This is a genomic window from Rhodoferax sp. (genome assembly GCF_028714215.1).
In the GTDB taxonomy this organism is placed as follows: domain Bacteria; phylum Pseudomonadota; class Gammaproteobacteria; order Burkholderiales; family Burkholderiaceae_C; genus Rhodoferax.
In genome coordinates this window covers 65010-82280 of record NZ_JAQTMS010000001.1, presented here as the reverse complement: position 1 = coordinate 82280, position 17271 = coordinate 65010, and the positions used below count along the sequence as shown (strand labels likewise).

The 17271-nt window shown below is 63.2% G+C and carries 12 protein-coding genes; 4 read left to right on the top strand and 8 right to left on the bottom strand.

Annotated elements, in window-relative coordinates; translation table 11 throughout:
• Window positions 1-92 precede the first annotated feature (92 nt).
• The 3 genes from prmC to hemA form a co-directional block, all read right to left on the bottom strand.
• On the bottom strand, window positions 93-929 hold the full coding sequence (gene prmC / locus PHS32_RS00355; RefSeq protein WP_301076759.1) for a peptide chain release factor N(5)-glutamine methyltransferase: 837 nt from the start codon (window positions 927-929) through the stop codon (window positions 93-95).
• 2 nt (window positions 930-931) lie between these two features.
• The gene (prfA, locus tag PHS32_RS00350) at window positions 932-2032 is read right to left on the bottom strand and encodes a peptide chain release factor 1 (protein WP_301076758.1); all 1101 of its coding nucleotides are present in this window, start codon (window positions 2030-2032) and stop codon (window positions 932-934) included.
• Window positions 2033-2149: 117 nt separating this feature from the next.
• A complete protein-coding gene (gene hemA, locus PHS32_RS00345; protein WP_301076757.1) occupies window positions 2150-3409 on the bottom strand; it encodes a glutamyl-tRNA reductase in 1260 nt (419 codons plus the stop codon).
• A 60-nt stretch (window positions 3410-3469) separates the two neighbouring features.
• Between hemA and PHS32_RS00340 the strand changes: the two genes are divergently transcribed.
• Window positions 3470-3748 (top strand): hypothetical protein, encoded by a 279-nt coding sequence (locus PHS32_RS00340; RefSeq protein ID WP_301076756.1) that lies wholly within the window; start codon window positions 3470-3472, stop codon window positions 3746-3748.
• Window positions 3749-3763: 15 nt separating this feature from the next.
• Here PHS32_RS00340 and ugpQ read toward each other — a convergent pair whose 3' ends face one another.
• The 5 genes from ugpQ to ugpB all read right to left on the bottom strand — a co-directional run bounded on the left by ugpQ (window position 3764) and on the right by ugpB (window position 9043).
• On the bottom strand, window positions 3764-4531 hold the full coding sequence (gene ugpQ, locus PHS32_RS00335; protein WP_301076755.1) for a glycerophosphodiester phosphodiesterase: 768 nt from the start codon (window positions 4529-4531) through the stop codon (window positions 3764-3766).
• Window positions 4528-5607, bottom strand: coding sequence for a sn-glycerol-3-phosphate import ATP-binding protein UgpC (locus tag PHS32_RS00330; protein ID WP_301076754.1), 1080 nt, complete (start codon window positions 5605-5607; stop codon window positions 4528-4530). Before PHS32_RS00330 ends, ugpQ begins: the two co-directional genes overlap by 4 nt.
• A gap of 57 nt (window positions 5608-5664) precedes the next feature.
• On the bottom strand, window positions 5665-6516 hold the full coding sequence (gene ugpE / locus PHS32_RS00325) for a sn-glycerol-3-phosphate ABC transporter permease UgpE (RefSeq protein WP_301076753.1): 852 nt from the start codon (window positions 6514-6516) through the stop codon (window positions 5665-5667).
• A 105-nt stretch (window positions 6517-6621) separates the two neighbouring features.
• Window positions 6622-7503, bottom strand: a complete 882-nt coding sequence (ugpA, locus tag PHS32_RS00320; protein ID WP_301076752.1) for a sn-glycerol-3-phosphate ABC transporter permease UgpA — start codon at window positions 7501-7503, stop codon at window positions 6622-6624.
• 244 nt (window positions 7504-7747) lie between these two features.
• Window positions 7748-9043, bottom strand: coding sequence for a sn-glycerol-3-phosphate ABC transporter substrate-binding protein UgpB (gene ugpB / locus PHS32_RS00315; protein ID WP_301076886.1), 1296 nt, complete (start codon window positions 9041-9043; stop codon window positions 7748-7750).
• Between the two features lie 248 nt (window positions 9044-9291).
• Between ugpB and PHS32_RS00310 the strand changes: the two genes are divergently transcribed.
• The 3 genes from PHS32_RS00310 to PHS32_RS00300 form a co-directional block, all read left to right on the top strand.
• Window positions 9292-13167: an FAD/FMN-binding oxidoreductase gene (locus PHS32_RS00310; protein ID WP_301076751.1), complete on the top strand. Its 3876-nt coding sequence runs from the start codon at window positions 9292-9294 to the stop codon at window positions 13165-13167.
• Window positions 13168-13329: 162 nt separating this feature from the next.
• The gene (locus PHS32_RS00305; RefSeq protein WP_301076750.1) at window positions 13330-13755 is read left to right on the top strand and encodes an HIT family protein; all 426 of its coding nucleotides are present in this window, start codon (window positions 13330-13332) and stop codon (window positions 13753-13755) included.
• Between the two features lie 151 nt (window positions 13756-13906).
• On the top strand, window positions 13907-17271 hold a 3365-nt coding region (locus PHS32_RS00300; RefSeq protein WP_301076749.1), incomplete at its 3' end, for a filamentous hemagglutinin N-terminal domain-containing protein.

Sequence of the window (17271 nt, the reverse complement as noted above, 5' to 3'; positions counted from 1 at the left end):
ATTCCGCAGGCTGCATAGCCGACCTTTGGCAACCCGCCCGCAGTCCACTTATAAATCGGGGAATGTTGTTCAAACAGCCGGGGTCACTTCTCTCAATACCGGTACTGCCCGCCGCTGCAACGTTCGATGCCGCTCAGGTCGCGTCTGGACTGGACGTTGACAAAGCCGACCTGCCGCAGTAGCTCCCGCACGGCCTCCGCCTGGTCATGGCCATGTTCCAGCAGCAGCCAGCCGGCCGCGTGCAAATGCGTCGGCGCCTGATTGATGATGTGGCGAAGATCGTCCAGCCCGTCGACCCCTGAAGTCAGCGCCTGCTGGGGCTCGTGCCGGAGGGCTTCCAGGTGCCGGTCCTGCGCCGCCACATAGGGCGGGTTGGAGACAATGGCGTGATAGCGGCCTGTTACGCCGTCCAGCCATGAGCCCTGCGCAAACTGCACTTCGAGATTGAGGCGCTGGGCGTTGGCCCGCGCCACCGCCAATGCATCGGCGCTGGCGTCGGTTGCGCTGACCGCCAGCGCGGGCCGCGTCGCCTTGAGCGCCAGGGCAATGGCGCCGCTGCCGGTGCCCAGGTCCAGCACGGCGACGGGATCGCTCCCGGCCGTTGTCTGCGCCAGTACCTCCAGTGCCCATTCGACCAGTGTTTCGGTATCGGGCCGGGGCACCAGCACGCGCCCATCCACCCGCAGGTCCAGACCAAAAAATTCCTTGTGGCCGGTGAGGTAGGCCAGCGGCTCGTTGTCGGCGCGGCGCTGCACGAAGGCGTCGAAACAGGCCTGCGCGTTGGCCGGCAGTTCGTCGGTGTCATGGGCCAGCAACCAGGCGCGCCGGGTGGCCCGTTTGCCCAGCGCGTGCAGCAACAGCAGTTGCGCATCGAGCCGGTCCAGGCCCAGCGACTGAGCCTGTAGCAGGGCTTGCGCGAGCGTTGCCACGGTCAAGCGCCGGGGCCCACTTCCAGTGCCGCCAACTGCTGTGCCGCTTCAAAGGCTTGCAGGGCTTGCACCACGTCGTCGAGATCGCCTTCCATGATGCCCAGCAGCTTGTACAGCGTGAGGTTGATGCGGTGGTCGGTCAGCCGCCCCTGCGGGAAGTTGTAGGTGCGGATGCGGTCGCTGCGGTCGCCGCTGCCGACCAGGCTCTTGCGCTCGGCGGCGTCCTTGGCGGCGCGCTCGCTGCGGTCTTTTTCATGGATGCGGGCGGTCAGCACTTTCAGCGCCTGCGCCTTGTTGCTGTGCTGGCTGCGGCCATCCTGGCATTCGGCCACGATGCCGGTCGGCAAGTGCGTGATGCGCACCGCCGAGTCGGTCTTGTTGATGTGCTGGCCGCCGGCACCGCTGGCGCGGTAAGTGTCTATGCGCAGATCGGCCGGGTTGATCTGGATCGCTTGCGCCTCGTCCTGTTCGGCCAGCACCGCCACCGTGCAGGCGCTGGTGTGGATGCGGCCCTGCGTTTCGGTGGCCGGCACGCGTTGCACGCGGTGGCCGCCGGACTCGAATTTGAGCGCGCCGTAGACAGCGTCGCCTTCGATCCGGATCACCACTTCCTTGTAGCCGCCCAGCTCGCTGGGCGATTCGCTGACGATTTCGGTCTTCCAGCCGCGGCGGTCGGCATAGCGGCTGTACATGCGCAGCAGGTCAGCGGCGAACAGGGCCGACTCGTCGCCGCCGGTACCGGCGCGGATTTCGACAAAGGCGGGGCGCGCGTCGTCCGGGTCCTTGGGCAGCAGCATGCGCTGCAATTCGTTTTCCAGTTGCTCGATCTCTGCATTGGCGCTGTCGATTTCTTCCTGCGCCATCGCGGACATGTCGGCGTCATCGGCAGAGGCCGCCAGCAGTTCCTGCGCCGCCGCCAGATCGGCCTCGCGCTGGCGGTAGCGGGCCCAGCGGCTGGCCACGGCAGAGACCTCGGTGTGCTCGCGCGAGAGCAGCAAAAACTGCTTCATGTCCTTCATGATGTCTTCGCGCGAGAGCAGAAATTCAAGCTCGCCCAGGCGGTCGGCGTAGCGTGCGAGTTGTTGGCGGAGAAAGGGTTTCATGAGCAGGGGGAATGGGTGGGCAAAGGGAGGTTTATTGGCTGTCATCCCGGACTCGATCCGGGATCCATGGATTGCGGGTGCTGAAACCCCGGACCTGATCCGGGGCCGCCATGACAGCTAACGTTCCTTGCGCAGGAAGAAGTGCTGAATGGCCGAACTGGCGCGTTCGCGCGCCTCGGTGTCGCCGGCCCGCAACTCGGCCATGGCGCCGTGCAGCATCTTTTGCGTCAGCCCCTTGGAGAGCGCTTCCAGCACGGCTTCCACGTCCTCGCCCTTGGCCAGCAGCTTGCGGGCACGGCCGATTTCGGCGGCGCGCCATTCGTCGGCCTGGGCGTTGAGTTGCTGGATCAAGGGTACCGAGCCGCGCTGGTCGACCCAGTGCATGAAGCTCTGCACACCGGCGTCGACAATCGCCTCGGCCTGCGCCACCGCCGCTTGCCGGCTGGCCTGCGCCGTTTGCACGACGCCGGCCAAGTCGTCCACGGTGTACAGGTAGATGTCTTCCAGCGCCTTGACCTCGATCTCGATGTCGCGCGGCACCGCCAGGTCGACCATGAACATGGGGCGGTGCTTGCGCCGCTTCAAGGCGCGCTCGACGGCGCCCAGGCCGATGATGGGCAGCGTGCTGGCGGTGCAGCTGACGACCGCGTCGAACTCGTGCAGCCGGTCCGGCAGGTCGCCCAGACGCATCACTTCGCCGCCAAAGCGGCTGGCCAGCTTTTCGCCGCGTTCCAGCGTGCGGTTGGCGATCGCCAGGCTCTTCGGGTTTTTGGCGGCAAAGTGGGTGGCGCACAGTTCTATCATCTCGCCGGCACCGACGAACAGGATTTTGACCTGGCCCATGTCCTCGAACAACTGGCCCGCCAGGCGCACCGCGGCGGCGGCCATGCTGATCGAATGGGCGCCGATTTCGGTCGAGGTGCGCACTTCCTTGGCGACCGCGAACGAGCGCTGGAACAGCTGGCTGAGGGTGGTACCCAGAGCGCCGGCAGCCTCGGCGGCGCGCACCGCGTCCTTGATCTGGCCCAGGATTTGCGGCTCGCCCAGCACCATCGAGTCGAGCCCGCTGGCAACCCGGAAAGCGTGGCGCGCCGCCAGGCTGTCTTCCATGGTGTAGGCGTGCGCCCGCAGCAGGCTGCTGGAGACGCCGCCGCTCTGGGCCAGCCAGTCCAGCGTGTGTTCCAGTTGCGGTTTTTCGCCGGCGCAGTAGATCTCGGTGCGGTTGCAGGTGGAGATCAGGGCCGCCTCGGGTTGGCGCGAAAGCGAATCGCGCAAGGCCCGCAGGGTGGGTTCCACCTGATCGATGGCGAACGCAAAGCGACCGCGCAGATCGAGCGGCGCGGTCGTGTGATTAATACCTAAAGCCCAGACTGCCATGCTGCGATTATAAAATCAGCTTGTGTCGATTAAGAACCAGAAACTTTTCTATTGCCATTGATGGGCTTGCTTGCTTTCCTGAACCATGGGCTGAACTTCCTGGCGCCGGCCTTCTGGCTGGCGCTGCTGCTGCCCTTGGGCGCCCGCTTGGTGATGAAAAAAAAGGCTGCCGCTCCCACCTTCTGGACCCAGACCGCGGTCAATTTCGGAGCCAATGCACTGGTGCTGCTATTGGGCCTGTGGTTTTTTGGCCATGACGGCAAGATGGTCACTTACGCCGGCATGGTGCTGGTTGGCGCCACCAGTCAGTGGTTGCTGCGGCGCGGCTGGCGCGCCTAGCGGCCCGACTGGCTGCTAGCGCTGCGGCGAAAACAGGTCCACCCGGTCGGTGATGATGCCGTCGGTGCCTAGGGCCAGCAGGCGCTGAACGCCCGCCTCCTCATTCACCGTGTAACTCAGACAGCGCAAATGGGCGTCCTTCGCCTGGGCCACACTGGTCGGATCCCACAACTTCTGATCGCAGACGATGGCCAAGCATTCCAGCGCCACTGCCGTCTCCAGCCAGCCGGGCCACAGGGAGTCCAGCAGCAGGCCGCGCGGGAGCTCCGGCTGTGCATTGCGAGCCGCTTCCAGCGCCGGCGGTTTGAAGGAGGTCAGCAGGGGCGGCACCGCGGAGTCTTGCCAGAGCCAGGCCGCATGTTGCGCCACCACTTCGCCGGTCTGGCTGGCCAGTCCCGGTGTCGGTTTGATTTCGATGTTCAGGAAGTAACCGTTGTGCAGGCAGTAGCGGGCGATGTTTTCGAAACTGGGCAGCGGCTCCCCGGCAAAGGCCGGGGAATGCCAGCTGCCGGCATCGAGCTGCGACAGCAGGCTCCAGGCTTGCTCGCCGGCCACCGCGCTGGCCCCGGCAGCGAGCTTTTCGACTCCGTTGGTGGTGCGTTGCAGACTGGCATCGTGCAGCAAAAAGGGAACGCCGTCGGCGCTCAGTTTGACATCGCATTCGAACATGCGGTAGCCATGACTGGCGCCCAGCCGGAATGCCGCCAGGGTATTTTCGGGCGCCAGTTTGCCGGCGCCCCGGTGCGCGATCCAGCGCGGGTAGGGCCAAGAGGGCAGTGTCATTGCGGGTCCGCCCCGCAATCCATGGATCCCGGATCGGGTCCGGGATGACAGTCATTGGTCGTCAGGCGCTTGCCGCTGGCGGCGTCGAAGTAGTGAACCTTGTCGGCGCGCGGGGTGACGTGGATGGTGCTGCCGACGGCCGGCACGGCGTGCCCTTCCTCGGTGCGCAGGATCACCACCTCGTCGCCGCTGCCGTGGCTCCAGCGGCCATAGACCAGGCGCTCGGCGCCCAGCATTTCGACCGCGTCGACTTGCAGCGCCCAGCCGCTGGGGCCGATGTCCAGGTGTTCGGGACGGATGCCGGTGATGGTGCCGGGTCGGCCGTCCGGGGCATTCTTGAGCAGATTCATGGGCGGCGAGCCGATGAAGCTGGCGACAAAAGTGGTGGCCGGGCGGGTGTACACCTCCTCGGGCGTGCCGAACTGCTCCATCACGCCGCCGTTCATGACCAGCATGCGCTGCGCCAGCGTCATGGCCTCGACCTGATCGTGCGTCACAAAAAGGGATGTGATACCCAGTTCGCGGTGCAGTTTCTGAATCTCCAGGCGGGTCTGGGCGCGCAGCTTGGCATCCAGATTGGACAGCGGTTCGTCAAACAGAAAGACCTTGGGCTGGCGCACGATGGCGCGGCCCATCGCCACCCGTTGCCGTTGGCCGCCCGAGAGTTCGCGCGGTTTGCGGGCCAGGAACGAGCCGATTTCAAGGATTTTGGCGGCCTTGTCGACGCGCGCCTTGATTTCGTCTGCCGGCACTTTGGCGATCTTGAGGCCGTAGGCCATGTTGTCGAACACGCTCATGTGCGGGTACAGGGCGTAGTTCTGGAACACCATGGCAATGTCGCGCTCGGACGGTTCCAGGTCATTGACGACGCGCTCGCCAATCGAAATCTGGCCGCTGCTGATCTCTTCCAGCCCGGCCACCATGCGCAGCAGGGTCGATTTGCCGCAGCCCGAGGGGCCGACGATGACCACGAACTCGCCGTCCAGAATATCGGCGCTGACGCCGTGGATGACCTGGTTGGCGGTCTTGCCGCTGCCGTAGCGTTTGATGACGTTTTTTAAAGTGATTGAGGCCATGTTTTTAGTCAGTTGAGGACAGAGCTCCGCTTCGCTTCGGTCTGTCCCGCAAAGATATTATTTCTCCGTGTCCACCAGCCCTTTGACAAACCATTTTTGCATCAGTATGACCACCGTGGCGGGCGGCAGCATGGCCAGCAGGGCGGTGGCCATGACCACGTTCCACTCGTTTTGCGAATCGCCGCCGGCGACCATCATCTTGATGCCCACCACCACCGGGTACATCGCTTCCGAAGTGGTGGCCAGCAGGGGCCACAGGTACTGGTTCCAGCCGTAGATGAACTGGATCACAAACAGCGCGGCAATGGAGGTCTTGGACAGCGGCACCAGAATGTCAATGAAAAAACGCATCGGACCGGCGCCATCCATGCGCGCTGCCTCGGTCAGTTCGTCCGGCACCGACATGAAAAACTGGCGGAACAAAAAAGTTGCCGTGGCCGAGGCGATCAGCGGAATGGTCAAGCCGGCGTAGGTGTTGAGCATGCCCAGGTCGGCGACCACTTTGTAGGTGGGGCCTATGCGCACTTCCACCGGCAGCATCAAGGTGACGAAAATCGCCCAGAAGAAAAAACCCTTGAACGGAAAGCGGAAATAGACGATGGCAAAAGCCGACAGCAGGGAGATCGCGATTTTGCCGAAGGTGATGATCAGCGCGGTCATCAGGCTGACCCACATCATGTGCGCCACCGGTGCCGTGGAACCGGCGCCGGCGCCGCCACCCAGCAAGGCCTTGCGGTAGGTTTCCCAGAAATGGCTGCCGGGCAGCAGGGGCATCGGGGCCTGCACAATTTCCTGCGCCGTGTGGGTCGAGGCGACAAACGCCAGGTACAGGGGGAAAGCGACAATCAGGACGCCCAGCAGCATCACCGCGTGGGAGAGAAAAGTTAAGAAAGGACTGCGTTCAACCATGATGTAAGTTGTCAAAGTGCCGCCGCAGCGCCGGGCCGCCCCAAGCAAGGCACGGCCCCCTCGGGGGGCAGCGCAGCACACATTGTGGCAAGCGTGGGGGCATCATCAGTAATTGACCTTTTTCTCGACAAAGCGGAACTGCACCACGGTCAGCGCAATCACGATGGTCATCAAGACCACCGACTGGGCCGCCGAGCCGCCCAGGTCCATCGCCTTGAAACCGTCGTAATAGACCTTGTAAACCAGAATCGAGGTGGCCTGCCCCGGGCCGCCGTGGGTGGTGGCGTCGACAATGGCAAAGGTGTCGAAAAATGCGTACACCATGTTGATCACCAGCAGGAAGAAGGTGGTCGGCGACAACAAGGGGAACTGGATGGTCCAGAAGCGGCGCCAGGCTTTGGCGCCGTCGATGGCGGCGGCTTCGATCAGGGATTTCGGGATCGATTGCAGGCCGGCCAGAAAAAACAGGAAGTTGTAGGAGATCTGCTTCCAGACTGCGGCCATCACGATCAGCGTCATGCCGTGCGCCTCGTTGAGCAAGTGGTTCCAGTTGATGCCAAGGTATCCCAAGGCGTAGGACACCACTCCCAGGGACGGTGAAAACATGAAAATCCAGAGCACGCCGGCCACTGCCGGTGCCACCGCATAGGGCACGATCAATAGCGTTTTGTAGAACATCGCGGCCTTGACCACGCGGTCTGCAAAAATCGCCAGTATCAGCGACAGTCCGATGCCTAAAACGGCCACCAGAACGGAGAACAGCGCCGTCGTCTTGAAGGAGGCGAGGTAGCTGGCATCGGCCCACAGGCGATTGAAATTTTCCAGGCCAACCCACTTTGTCGAAATGCCAAAAGCATCCTGCACCTGGAACGATTGCAGCAGCGCCTGGGCCGCCGGCCAGAAGAAAAACACGCCGATCACCAGCACCTGCGGTGCCAGCAGCAGCCAGGGTAACCAGGGGGAGCGAAATTGAACGCGTTTTTCCATTTTCTTGTTGTTAGAACTGACTCAGCCAGGCCCACGGTGGGCGCTTGCCAAAGTGGTCATGGCTGACTTCAAGTATTGCCATCGTTGTCATTGCGGACCCCGGATCGGAGTCCGGGGCGGGCCCGATCCGCAATCCATGGATCCCGGGTCAAGCCCGGGATGACAATTACCGGGCCGGGAGGACAACCCCCGGACCGGGAGGACAACCCCCGGGCCGGGAGGACAGCTCAAGGACAGCAGCTCTTTACTTGTTGGCCTTCTCGAAGCGTTCCAGGTACTCATTGCCGCGCTTGACGATCGCCTGCAAGGCTTCCTTGGCTGATTTCTTGCCGCTCCAGACCTGTTCCAGTTCTTCGTCCTCGACCTGGCGAATCTGCACATAGTTGCCCAGGCGGATGCCGCGGCTCTTGTCGGTGACCTTGCGGATCATCTGCGTCACCGCGATGTCGGTGCCCGGTTTTTCCTTGTAGAAGCCGGACTTCTCGGTCAACTGGTAAGCCGCCGTGGTGATCGGCAGGTAACCGGTGCGCTTGTGGCTGGCCGACTGCACTTCCGGGCTGGAGATGTAGTTGAAGAAAGCGGCCACGCCTTTGTATTCAGCCGGTTTCTTGCCGGCCATCACCCACAGGCTGGCGCCACCAATGACGGTGTTTTGCGGGGCGCCGGGCACATCCGGGTAGTAGGGCAGGGTTGCCAGGGCGTAGTTGAACTTGGCGTTCTTGGCGACGTTGCCGTAGAAGCCGGCCGAGGTGGTGATCATGGCGCACTCGCCCGAGACAAAGCTGGCCTCCGGCACATTGGCCCGGCCCTTGTAGATGAACAGGCCTTGCTTGGCCATGTTGGCCAGGTTCTCGATGTGCCGCTCATGCAGCGGCGAGTCGACTTTCAGGCGCGCGTCCATGCCCGCCAGACCGTTCGATTTGGTGGCGAATTCGACGTTGTGCCAGGCCGAGAAGCTCTCCAGTTGGGTCCAACCCTGCCAGGCGATGGTGAGCGGACACTTGTGACCGCTGGCCTTGAGCTTGGCGGCGGCCAGGGCCACTTCAGGCCAGGTGGTGGGCGGCTTGGCGGTGTCTATGCCAGCGGCTTTGAAGGCATCCTTGTTGATGTAGAAAATGGTGGTCGAGCTGTTGAACGGAAAGCTCAGCATCTGGCCGTTGGGCGCGGTGTAGTAGCCCGCGACAGCCGAAACATAGGCCGTCGGGTCGAACTTGTAGCCGGCGTCCTTCATCACTTGCCCGACCGGCACGATGGCGCCTTTGCTGGCCATCATGGTGGCGGTACCGACCTCGAACACCTGCAGGATGTTGGGTGCATTGCCGGCCCGGAAGGCGGCGATGGCGGCGGTCATGGACTCGTCGTAAGTGCCCTTGAAGGTGGGAACAATCTTGTACTCCTTCTGGCTGGCGTTGAAGTTCTTTGCCAGATCGTTGACCCATTCGCCATTCACGGCGGTCATGGAATGCCACCACTGGATTTCGGTCTGGGCCTGTGCGGAAGCAGCAAAAACCGCTGCCAGGGCAAGGGCTGTAACTTTCAATTTCATGCAATCTCCTTGGGATTAAGAGGGCTTAGCATAGCCGTGGTTTGTGACGGCCAGGCGACAAAAATATGTCAAAAAGCAGAAAGGTTGATTAAACACATGTTTTTACAGGCGGTGTATCCGGGTTTCCATCAGGGTGTCCACCGGGCCAGTAGGTGAATGCTGCGCTGCGATAATATGCACGACCAGCCGGGCCCGACCCGATTCCACCCGGTGTCATGTTCCGGCTGCAACGACAGAACCCGATGACCCCCCCCATTCAGCTCAATCATTCAGAGTCCGTGGCGGCGTATGTGCCGCACGCGCACCCGCGCATTCGCGAAATTCCCTACAACTACACCTCGTTTTCCGACCGTGAAATCGTGATTCGCTTGCTGGGTGTGCGGGCCTGGGAGATGCTGGACCGGCTGCGTGAGGAACGCCGCACGGGGCGCTCGGCGCGCATGCTGTACGAGGTGCTGGGCGACGTCTGGGTGGTGCAGCGCAATCCTTATCTACAGGACGATTTGCTGGACAACCCGAACCGCCGGCAACTGCTGGTGGAAGCGCTGCGGCACCGTTTGGGCGAAGTGCAAAAGCGGCGCACGCCGGCGCTGGACCCGGAGCGCGATGCCATGGTCGGCGAACTGCTGGCGGCGGCCGATGCGGCGGTGCAGGGCTTTGATGCCGCTTTTGTCGAAACCGCCGCCTTGCGGCGCAAGGCGCAGCGTGCGCTGAGCCGGCTGACGGCCAAGGACAACATCAAGTTCGACGGCCTGTCACGGGTCAGCCACGTCACCGACGCCACCGACTGGCGCGTCGAGTATCCGTTTGTCGTGCTGACGCCCGATAGCGAAGCCGAGATGGCGGGCCTGGTCAAGGCCTGCATCGAATTGGGACTGACCATCATTCCGCGCGGCGGCGGCACCGGCTATACCGGCGGCGCGATTCCCCTGAGCTGGAAGAGCGTGGTCATCAACACCGAAAAGCTTGAAGCCATGACGGAAGTCGAGATGGTGACCCTGCCGGGTTTGCACCAACCGGTCGCCACGGTCTGGACCGAAGCCGGGGTCGTGACGCAGCGCGTGGCCGATGCGGCTGAGCGCGGCGGTTATGTTTTTGCGGTCGACCCGACCTCGGCCGAGGCCTCCTGCATCGGTGGCAATATCGCCATGAACGCGGGCGGCAAGAAAGCCGTGCTGTGGGGCACGGCACTGGACAACCTGGCCAGTTGGCGCATGGTGACGCCGCAGGCCGAGTGGCTGGAAGTCACGCGCCTGGCGCACAACCTGGGCAAGATTCACGACGTCGAACTGGCCAGCTTCGAGTTGAAATACTTCAAGGCCGACGGCAAGACGCCGCTGCGCACGCAGCGCCTGGACATTCCCGGCAAGACCTTCCGCAAGGAGGGCCTGGGCAAGGATGTGACCGACAAGTTCCTGAGCGGTCTGCCGGGCATTCAGAAGGAAGGCTGCGACGGCTTGATCACCAGCGCGCGCTGGATCGTGCACCGCAAGCCGGCCCACACCCGCACCGTTTGTCTGGAGTTCTTCGGCAACGCCAAGGATGCGGTGCCCAGCATTGTCGAGATCAAGGACTTCATGTTCAGCGAACAGAAGCGCTCGGGTGTGTTGCTGGCCGGGCTGGAACATCTGGACGACCGCTATCTGCGAGCGGTCGGTTATGCCACCAAGTCCAAACGCGGCGGCCTGCCGAAAATGGTGTTGTTCGGCGATATCGCCGGTGACGACGCCGACGCCGTGGCGCGTGCCACTTCCGAAGTGGTGCGGATTGCCAACTCGCGCAGCGGCGAGGGCTTCATCGCCATCAGTGCCGAGGCGCGCAAGAAATTCTGGCTCGATCGCAAGCGCACGGCGGCCATCAGCAAGCACACCAACGCCTTCAAGATCAACGAGGACGTCGTCATCCCGCTGCCGCGCATGGCCGAATACACCGACGGCATCGAGCGCATCAACATCGAGCTCAGCTTGCGCAACAAGATTGCCTTGTGTGACGAGCTGGAAGACTTTTTCGGCGCCGGTAATTTGCCCCTGGGCAAACACGACGACGCCAGCCAGATCCCGTCGGCGGAGTTGCTGCAAGACCGCGTCGCCCAGGCCCTGGCGCTGATTGCCGAGGTGCGTTTGCTGTGGCAAGGCTGGCTGCGCGATCTGGATGCCTTGTTTCCCCAGTTGCAGGATCACAGCCTGCGCGCCAGCTGGAAAACGCAGCTGCGCGCGCCGCTGCAAAACATTCTGACCGGCGCCGCCTTCGAGGCCATCCTGCGCGAGTGCAACGCAGTGCACCAGCGGGTGCTCAAGGGTCGCGTCTGGGCGGCCCTGCACATGCATGCCGGGGACGGCAATGTGCACACCAACATTCCCGTCAACAGCGACGATTACGACATGTTGCAAGCGGCGCACGGCGCCGTCAAACGCATCATGGCGCTGGCGCGCTCGCTGGACGGTGTGATCTCGGGCGAGCACGGCATCGGCATCACCAAGCTGGAGTTTTTGACCGACGAGGAACTGCGCCCCTTCACCGAGTACAAGGCCAAGGTGGACCCGGAGGGGCGCTTCAACAAAGGCAAATTGCTGCGCCGGCAAACCGCGCCGGTGCTGCCGGCCGACTTGACAAATGCCTATACGCCCAGCTTCGGTCTGATGGGGCACGAGTCGCTGATCATGCAGCGGAGCGACATCGGCGCCATCGCCGACAGCGTGAAGGACTGCCTGCGCTGCGGCAAGTGCAAACCGGTCTGCTCCACCCACGTGCCGCGCGCCAATTTGCTGTACAGCCCGCGCAACAAGATTCTGGCGACCTCGCTGCTGGTGGAGGCTTTTCTGTACGAGGAGCAGACGCGCCGCGGCATCTCGATCCGCCACTGGCAAGAGTTCGAGGATGTGGCGGACCACTGCACGGTGTGTCACAAATGCCTGTCGCCATGCCCGGTGGACATCGACTTCGGCGACGTCACCATGAACATGCGCAACCTGCTGCGCAAGATGGGCAAGAAGACGTTCCGGCCGGCCGGTGCGGCCGCCATGTTCATGCTCAGCGCCACCAACCCGGAAACCATCCGCCTGGCGCGCTCGGTGATGGTCAATGTGGCCATCAAGGCGCAGCGCCTGGCCTCGGACTTTCTGAAAGTGATAGCACGCAGGCAGACCAAGGCGCCGCCGGCCACGGTCGGTACGGCGCCGCTCAAGGAACAGATCATCCACTTCGTAAACAAGAAGCTGCCCGGTGGTTTGCCCAAGAAGACGGCGCGCGCCCTGCTCGACATCGAAGACAAGGATTACGTGCCCATCATCCGCGACCCGCGGGCGACGACGGCCGAGACCGAGGCGGTGTTCTACTTCCCCGGTTGCGGCTCGGAGCGCTTGTTCAGCCAGGTCGGGCTGGCAACGCAAGCCATGCTGTGGCACGCCGGCGTGCAGACGGTGCTGCCGCCGGGCTATCTGTGCTGCGGCTACCCGCAACGCGGCGCCGGCCAGTTCGACAAGGCCGAGAAAATCATCACCGACAACCGGGTGCTGTTCCACCGGGTGGCCAACACCTTGAACTACCTTGACATCAAGACCGTGGTGGTGAGCTGCGGCACCTGCTATGACCAGTTGCAGGGTTATGAGTTCGACCAGATTTTCCCTGGCAGCCGCATCATCGACATTCATGAATACCTGCTGGAGAAAGGCATCACCCTGAAGGACGCCGGCGCTTTCCTGTTCCACGACCCCTGTCACAGCCCGATGAAATTGCAGGAGCCGATCAAGACGGTCAAGGCACTGTTGGGTTCCAATGTGATCCAGTCGGAGCGCTGCTGCGGCGAGGCCGGCACGCTGGCGCTGAACCGCCCGGATGTTTCAACGCAAGTGCGTTTCCGCAAGGAAGAAGAGATTCGCCAAGGCGAAACCCAATTGCGCCAGCAAGGTCTGCTGGGGGCCAAGGAAAACGTCAAGATCTTGACCTCGTGCCCGGCCTGCCTGCAAGGCTTGAGCCGTTTTGGCGACGATTTGAACAACGGTCTGCTGGAAGCCGACTACATCGTGGTCGAGATGGCGAACCAGATTCTGGGTCAGCAGTGGTTGCCCGATTACGTCAAACGCGCCAACGCCGGCGGCATCGAGCGCGTGCTGGTTTGATATGGCCCCCACGCTCGGCACTGCGTGTCCTCGCTGTACAGGTCGATGCCAGAGGCAACGACTCTTCTGCCCGTCCCACCCTGCACAGGCAGGCTGGGAGCCGCGGGCATCAGCCCCGAGGGGGCTGATCCGGCTTGGGGCGGCCCGGCGCCGGATCGTCGCATGACGCTGTCGACTTGCCCCTTGTGCGCGGCCCCCGGTGGCGCTCTGGTGTTCGAGGGCGAGAAATTTCGGGTGATCCGGGCTGACGAGGCCGGTTTTCCGGCCTTCTACCGGGTCGTCTGGACAGCGCATGTGGCCGAGTTCTCCGACCTTGATGCCGAGGACAGAAACCTGTGCATGGCGGCGGTGGCGGTGGTGGAACAGGCCTTGCGCGCGCATCTGCAACCGACCAAGATCAACCTGGCGGCCCTGGGCAATCTGGTGCCGCATCTGCACTGGCACGTGATTGCCCGCTTTGACTGGGACACGCATTTTCCGGCGCCGGTATGGGCCGCCGCAAAACGGCCGCCGGACCAGGCCCGCCAGTCGGAGTTGTGCGCCAAGCTGAAAGCCGCGGAGCAGGCGATGCAACTGCAACTGGTTTAGGGCCTGTTCACCCTATTTTTATCTCGCAAAAATAGGGTGAACAGGCCCTGCTTGGGGAAAACATCCATAGATCAGATTTGACTGTTGTGCTCTAATTCTTGGGAAAAGGCCTAGGTTTTATAGGGGAATTACCTGCTTGGGGAGTTGCATTGTGTCGAGTCATGCATCGCTGAACCACATCTACCGCACCGTGTGGAACCAAGCCTTGGGAGTTATGGTGGCGGTCGCCGAGATTGTTTCCGGCCGAGGGCGCGGCTCCGCGACGGCCAGCCGCCGCCAGCCCAGCCTCGCGGCACCCCCCCAGTCGACTACCTTTCTCACGGCTTTGTCCCTTGGCATCGCCATCGCCTGGGGCTGCATCCCGTCCAGCGCTTTGGCCAATCCGGGTGGTGGCGTCGCCATCGTCGGCCAGGCCAGCCTGCTGAACCAGGGTAACAAGCTCACCGTCACCACCCAGAACGGTGCCGGCGGCAACTACTCGGCCATCAACTGGCAAAGCTTCTCCATTCCCTCCGGCAGCACGACTTATTTTCAGCAACCCAACGCCTCCAGCACCTCCATCAACCGGGTCGTCACCAATACCCCGTCGCTGCTTTTTGGCACGCTGGGCAGCAACGGCAAACTGGTGCTGGTGAACCAGTCGGGTATCGCGGTGGGTGCCGGTGCGGTGGTGGACACCGCCGGCTTTACGGCCTCCAGCCTGCGCATGAGCGACGCCGACGCGCTGGCCGGGCGCTTGCTGTTCGGTGATGGACTGGCGTCTGGCGCGGCGGTTTCGGTGCAGGGCAAGATTCTGGCGCGCAGTGGCGACGTGGTGTTGCTGGGCTCCGCAGTGGAGACCGGCAAGCAGGCCTTGATTGAGGCACCCAACGGCAACACGATTTTGGCCGCAGGGCAACAAATCGAGATCACCGGTCGTGGCCTGGAAGGCATCAGCATGAAAGTGCAGGCGCCTGGTGATCAGGCCGTCAATCTGGGCACCCTCAAGGGCGATGCGGTGGCCATCTTTGCCGGCACGCTCAAGCACAGCGGCCTGATTCAGGCGACCACCGCCAGCCTGGAGGGCGGCAAGGTGGTGCTCAAAGCCGCCGGCGACGCCTATGTCGAGGGCAGCGGCAAGATCGTTGCCAGCGGCTCGGTGGGTGGCAGCGTCGATGTGCTGGGCCAGCGTGTGGCGCTGACCGATCAGGCGCAGATCGACGTCTCGGGCGAAAAAGGCGGCGGCACGGTTCGTGTTGGAGGTGACTATCAGGGCAAGAACCCGGATGTGCAGAACGCCAGCATGAGCTACTTTGGCCAGCAGACGTCCATCAAGGCCGACGCCACCGGTAGCGGCGATGGTGGCAAGGTGATCGTCTGGGCGGATGACACGACCAGGGCCTATGGCAGCATCTCCGCGACGGGCGGAGCAACGGGCGGCAATGGCGGATTGGTCGAAACTTCGGGCAAGCGCGCGCTCGAAGTTGCTGGAATCCGTGTTGACGCATCAGCACGGCAGGGGAATCGTGGCTTGTGGCTGCTGGACCCGTCGGACATCACGGTTACCCACGGCGCTGCCGGGGCTTTTGTGGACGGCGCTGGCCTATTCAACCCAACGACCTCGCCGTCCAGCATAGGTGACTCAGAGATCAGTGCGCCTCTGAATTCCGGGACCGATGTCACCCTTCAGACCTCCGGCGGAATAACCGGTACCGGTACCGGCGCCATCGTCGTGAACGGCAGTGCCGATAGCGGCGGCGCGGCCGTGATCACCCACAATATCGGCCTTGGCGCACGGACACTCACTCTGAGTACCTTGGGCACCATCAATATCCACTCCGGCGCCAACATCAATGGCCTCGGCGGTATATATACCTTGAACGTCGCCCTGAACGGGTCCAGCGGCAACACCATTGCGGGAACGATCGACAACAAGGGCGGCACGACGACGCTGACCGGGGCGACCACCCTCAGCAGCAGCGGCACGATCAAAAACGGCACCCTGACCAGCGTGGCCACTTTGACCAGCAGCAACGGGACACTCGACGGCGTGACGCTGAGCGGGACGCTGGGCTTTGGCGGCAGCGGCAACACCTTCATCAACAACGGCATCACGCTGGCTGGCGGGGCGGTGGTGAACAAGGGGGCCAGCAATTGGTTTTTTGGCAGCGCCGGAACGCAGCACATTGCCAGCAGGGGCACGGGCACGATCAACAACGCGGGCGGCACGTTATACGCCGGCTACGGCGTTTTAAGTCAGACGCTACAGATCGACAGCGGCATCACGTACCAAGGCTACGGCAGCCTTACGGACAGCTCGGCGGCCAGCATCATCAATGCCGGAACGATCAGCTCGAATACAGCGGCGCAGACCCTGACCCTGAGCCCGACCAACTTTACCAACAGCGCTACCGGAGTGATCAATGCGGCGGCGGGGACGCTGGCCATCAACGCGAGCAGCGCCACGGCGCCAAGCTGGAGCAATGCCAATACAAGCGGCTTGCAGGTGGGGGCCAGCGGCACCTTGAACCTGGGCGGCAGTTTCGTCACGTCCAGCCTGGGCACGATAGCCCACGCAACCGGTGGCGTGGTCAACATCACCGGCACGCTGGACAACACCGGCAGCACGCTGAACCTGGACGGTACGGGGCAGTTTGGCACGGGTGGTCTAACCACGCTCACTGGCACCATCAAGAACGGCACGTTATCGAGCACAACGGCTACGCTGACCAGCAGTGGCGGGACACTGGACGGTGTGACGCTGAGCGGGACGCTGGGCTTTGGCGGCAGCGGCAACACCTTCATCAACAACGGCATCACGCTGGCCAGCGGGGCGGTGGTGAACAAGGGGGCCAGCAATTGGTTTTTTGGCAGCGCCGGAACGCAGCACATTGCCAGCAGGGGCACGGGCACGATCAACAACGCGGGCGGCACGTTATACGCCGGCTACGGCGTTTTAAGTCAGACGCTACAGATCGACAGCGGCATCACGTACCAAGGCTACGGCAGCCTTACGGACAGCTCGGCGGCCAGCATCATCAATGCCGGAACGATCAGCTCGAATACAGCGGCGCAGACCCTGACCCTGAGCCCGACCAACTTTACCAACAGCGCCACCGGAGTGATCAATGCGGCGGCGGGGACGCTGGCCATCAACGCGAGCGGCGCCACGGCGCCAAGCTGGAGCAATGCCAATACAAGCGGCTTGCAGGTGGGGGCCAGCGGCACCTTGAACCTGGGCGGCAGTTTCGTCACGGCCAGCCTGGGCACGATAGCCCACGCGATCGGCGGCGTGGTCAACATCACCGGAACGCTGGACAACACGGGCAGCACGCTGAACCTGGACGGTACGGGGCAGTTTGGCACGGGTGGTCTAACCACGCTCACTGGCACCATCAAGAACGGCACGCTATCGAGCACAACGGCTACGCTGACCAGCAGTGGCGGGACACTGGACGGTGTGACGCTGAGCGGGACGCTGGGCTTTGGCGGCAGCGGCAACACCTTCATCAACAACGGCATCACGCTGGCCAGCGG